Genomic DNA, 3,864 nt, shown 5'->3' on the forward strand with positions numbered 1-3,864 from the left:
AGCAACATTCGATTGGGACAGGGCGGGGATTATCCGTCAGGCGCGCAGCGATGTCAGGCGTCGCGCGGGGCGGGGGGGCTGTCCGGGCGTGACCAGACCCACAGGTTGCCGACCGCCATCCCGGCGATCACCGCGTACAGCCAGTAGCCGTGGGGCAGGGTGATCAGCATGATCGCCAGCGCCGCGAGCATCGACAGGCTGGCGGCGACCTTGGCGCGGCGGGCGACGGCCTTGCCGTTGCGCCAGTTGGCCAGGATCGGGCCGAACAGGCGGTGGTTCTCCAGCCAGCGGCTCAGCCGAGGCGAGCTGCGCGAGGCGGCCCAGGCGGCGAGCAGCACGAATTCGGTGGTCGGCAGCCCCGGCAGCACCAGCCCGACCAAGCCCACACCCAGGGAGGTGTAGGCCAGCAGGGCATACAGCAGGCGGACCGGCCGCGAGCGGGGCGTGGGACTCAAGCGGCCTCGGCCAGCGCGTAGCTGTGCTGCAGCAGCACGCCGAAGCGTTCGAAGGCGGCCAGGGCGCCGGCTTCCGCCGCGCGCTCTTCCTCGTCGCTCAGCGGCAGGGCGTCGAGGGTCTGGGTGAACAGCTTCCAGCCGGCGGCGCGGCCGCCTTCCGGTTCGCCCAGGTGGCGGGCGCCGAAGGTTTCGCTCAGGCCCAGGGCGGCGACCCGCTTGATCAGGAAGGCGGCGCCGAGCTTGGAGCCCTCGGAGACGAACAGCCAGCCCAGTGCCTCGGCGCGGGACAGGTCGGCGGGCGCGCCGGGCACCGGGGCCGGAATCGCGGAGCCCAGGTCGCCGAGGTCGGCTTCGGCCTGGCGGGCGCGGCAGCGGGCGGCCAGGTCGGGGAAGAGGGCGATCAGCTTGGCGTCCTGGTAGAGCGCCTGCAGTTCGGACTGGAACAGGTACTGGGCCTGTACGAAGGGGGTGAAGTTCTCGCGGCTGGCGAACGGGTCGTGCGCCTTGACGGCGTTGTCGAGTCGTTCGTGGGGCGCGTGGGTCGCCTGGTTGAGGCGCTGGGAGCGCAGCGTGCTCATGCTGGGAGTCCTTTGATCGGAGGGTGTCAGAAAGACGAGACGAACGAGGCGGCGGATAACGTAAAGGACGCCGCCTCGCCCCGGCGGCGGGCGCTGCCGGGGCGGGACGGGTTCACGCCGGGATCAGATGTCCCACACCAAGTTGATGGCGAAGTTGCGGCCCGGCTGGGTCAGGCGCTCGAGGTTGGCCGGCGCGGTCACCGCCGCCTCGCCCAGGCCGCTCTCGCCGACGCTGGCGTAGCCGCGCACGTCGTCCCACAGCCAGTACTGCTTGTCGGTCAGGTTGTAGAGGCCGGCGTTGAGGGTCAGGTCGTCGGTCAGGCGGTAGTAGCCGGTGAGGTCGAGGATGCCGAAGCCGGGGCTGGCGAACTGGCGGCTGGTGCCGTCCGGCGCGTTGAAGCTGGTGCTGTCGATGCGCGTCTTGCGCTTGACCAGGGTCCAGTTCAGCAGGCCGCCGAAGCGCTCCTGCTCGTAGCCCAGGCCGAGCACGCCGGTCAGCGGGTTGACGCTGTTCAGCGGCTCGCCGTTGTCGTCGTTGCGGCCGCGGGCGTAGGCGATGCTGCCTTGCGCGTAGAGGCCGGGCAGGGCCAGGTCCAGGCGGCCACGGGCCTCCACGCCACGGATGCTGGCGTGGCGGATGTTGCGGCTCTGGAATTCGAGGCTGCCGGAGTTGGCCTGCAGCTGGTCCTCGTCGATGAAGTCGCGGTACTCGTTGTAGAACGCGGTCAGGCCGAAGCTGCCGCCCTCGAAGTTGCCGCGCAGGCCGGTTTCCAGGCCACGGCTCTTCTCCGGTTCGAGGTCGGGATTGGGTTCGACGGTGTAGCCGCCCGCCAGGTTCTCGAAGCGGCCGTACAGCGCCTTGGCGGTCGGCGTGCGGAAGCCCTCGGCGTACTGGCCGAACCAGGTGTAGTGGTCGTCGAAGGCGTAGGTGACGCCGAGCTTGGGCGAGACCCGGTGCCAGGTCTTGTCGTCGTCGCTGTAGCCGGTCACGTTGGTGCCGTTGATGTTGGCGAGGAACTCGTCGGTCAGCTCGGGGCTCAGGCGGGTGTAGTCGTAGCGCAGGCCCGGCAGGAAGGTCCACTGGTTCCAGCGGATCTCGTCCTGCAGGTACAGGCCGTAGACGTGGATGGTCGGGTCCGGAAAGTCGCTCTGGGTGGCGATGGTGTCGGAGGCGTTGGTGCTGATCGCGCCGACGGCGGGGCAGGCGGCGCTCAACACGCGCAGGCAGACGCCCTTGCCGGAGCGCTGGCCGGTGACTTCCTGGCGCTTGAGGTTGAGGCCGTAGGTCAGCAGGTGGTCGGTCGCGCCGAGGGTGAAGGCCTTGTCCAGCTGGGCGTCGAGCACCCACTGGCGGTCCTTGTAGTAGGTGTCGCGGAAGCGCATCACGTCGCGGCTGGCGATGCCGGTGAAGGGGTTGGCGGGCACGTAGTGCTCGCGGGTGCTCTGGTCGGTCTTGGCGATCTGGTAGTTCAGGCTCCACTTCAGGTTGTCGGCCAGCAGGCTGTCCCGCGCCAGGCGGTGCTCCAGGCCGAAGCGCTCGCGGGTGATGGTGTCGTTGCCGCTGCGGTCCCGGTAGTAGCCGGAGCCGACCCCGGGGGTGGGCGCGTTGAACGGGCCGCCGACCGCGCTGAGCTGGTCGGTGTCGCGGTCGTCCTCGTACTTCTCGTAGGTCAGCTGCAGGCGGTCGCTGTCGTTGTAGTTCCAGCCCAGCTTGGCCAGCAGGTTGGTGGTGCGCACGTCTTCCGGGTTGGCCTCGGTGCGGTCCAGGCCGGTGCCGCCGTGGCTGCCGTAGGATTCGGTCTCGTGGCCGTTGCGCTGGGACAGGTGCAGCAGGGCGTCGAAGGCCTCGTGGCGGCCGGCGACGGTGGCCGAGGTGAGCCAGCTGTCGTCGGCGGAGCTGTAGCCGGCCTTCAAGCGGGCGCCGGCGTCGCGGCCTTCGCGGAGGATGTCGTCGGCGTCCAGGGTGAAGTAGCTGACCGCGCCGCCGATGGCGTTGCTGCCGTACAGGGCGGAGGCCGGGCCGCGGAGGATTTCCACGCGCTTGACGATCTCCGGATCGACGTAGTTGCGGTGGGTCTGGGCGTAGGGGCCGTAGAAGAAGCTGTTGGGGATTTCCACTCCGTCGATCTGGGTCAGCACCCGGTCGCCGTCGATGCCGCGGATGTTGTAGCCGGTGATGCCGGCGCGCTGGCCCGCGCCGCCGACGGAGACGCCCGGCTCGTCGCGCACCAGCTGCTTGATGCTGTTGACGTTGTTGCGGTCCAGCTCGGTGCGGCCGCGCACGCTGACCGTGCTCGGCACCTCGTCGACGTTCTGGGCGCGGCGGGTGGCGGTGATGGTCTGCGGCTGCAGCTCCATGGCCCGCGACTGGCTGGCGCGCTGCAGCACGACGTTGTGCGGCCCGACCTGGACGAACACCAGGCCGCTGCCGGCCAGCAGGCGGCGCAGCGCCTGTTCGGCAGAGAGGTTGCCGGAGACGCCGGGCGAGGTGACGTTGTCGGCCAGGTCAGCCTGCAGGCCGACCTGCCAGCCGGTGACGTCGCTGAAGGCGTTGAGCGCGGCGCTCAGCGGCTGGCGCTGGATGTCGAAGCGGAAGCCGGCCTGGGTCTGGGCGCTGCCCTCGGCGGCGACGGCCACGCCGACGGGCGCCGAGGCCAGGGCGATGGACAGGGTGAGCAGGGACAGGGCCCGCAGGGGCAGCTCTGCCGGGGCACGCAGGCGATCGAGGGTGGAGCGTCGGGAGGAGACGTTCATCGGAGCTCTCTTTAAGTCGGTATTCGTCGATGAAATGCGAATTAATAGCATTGGCATTTGACGAAACGAACGAGCCC

General features: G+C 69.9%; 3 protein-coding genes. All 3 read right to left on the reverse strand.

Features of this window, described 5'->3' with window-relative positions; genetic code table 11:
* Positions 1 to 53: 53 nt before the first annotated feature.
* Positions 54 to 455 (reverse strand): YbaN family protein, encoded by a 402-nt coding sequence (locus N5D30_RS25920; protein ID WP_279911312.1) that lies wholly within the window; start codon positions 453 to 455, stop codon positions 54 to 56.
* Positions 452 to 1,033, reverse strand: a complete 582-nt coding sequence (locus N5D30_RS25925) for a biliverdin-producing heme oxygenase (protein ID WP_279911313.1) — start codon at positions 1,031 to 1,033, stop codon at positions 452 to 454. The genes N5D30_RS25920 and N5D30_RS25925 overlap by 4 nt, the downstream gene beginning before the upstream one ends.
* A 123-nt stretch (positions 1,034 to 1,156) precedes the next feature.
* Positions 1,157 to 3,787 (reverse strand): TonB-dependent receptor, encoded by a 2,631-nt coding sequence (locus N5D30_RS25930; RefSeq protein WP_279911314.1) that lies wholly within the window; start codon positions 3,785 to 3,787, stop codon positions 1,157 to 1,159.
* Positions 3,788 to 3,864: the final 77 nt, after the last annotated feature.

It is taken from the genome of Pseudomonas sp. GD03875, from assembly GCF_029840585.1.
Classification (GTDB): Bacteria; Pseudomonadota; Gammaproteobacteria; order Pseudomonadales; family Pseudomonadaceae; genus Aquipseudomonas; species Aquipseudomonas paralcaligenes.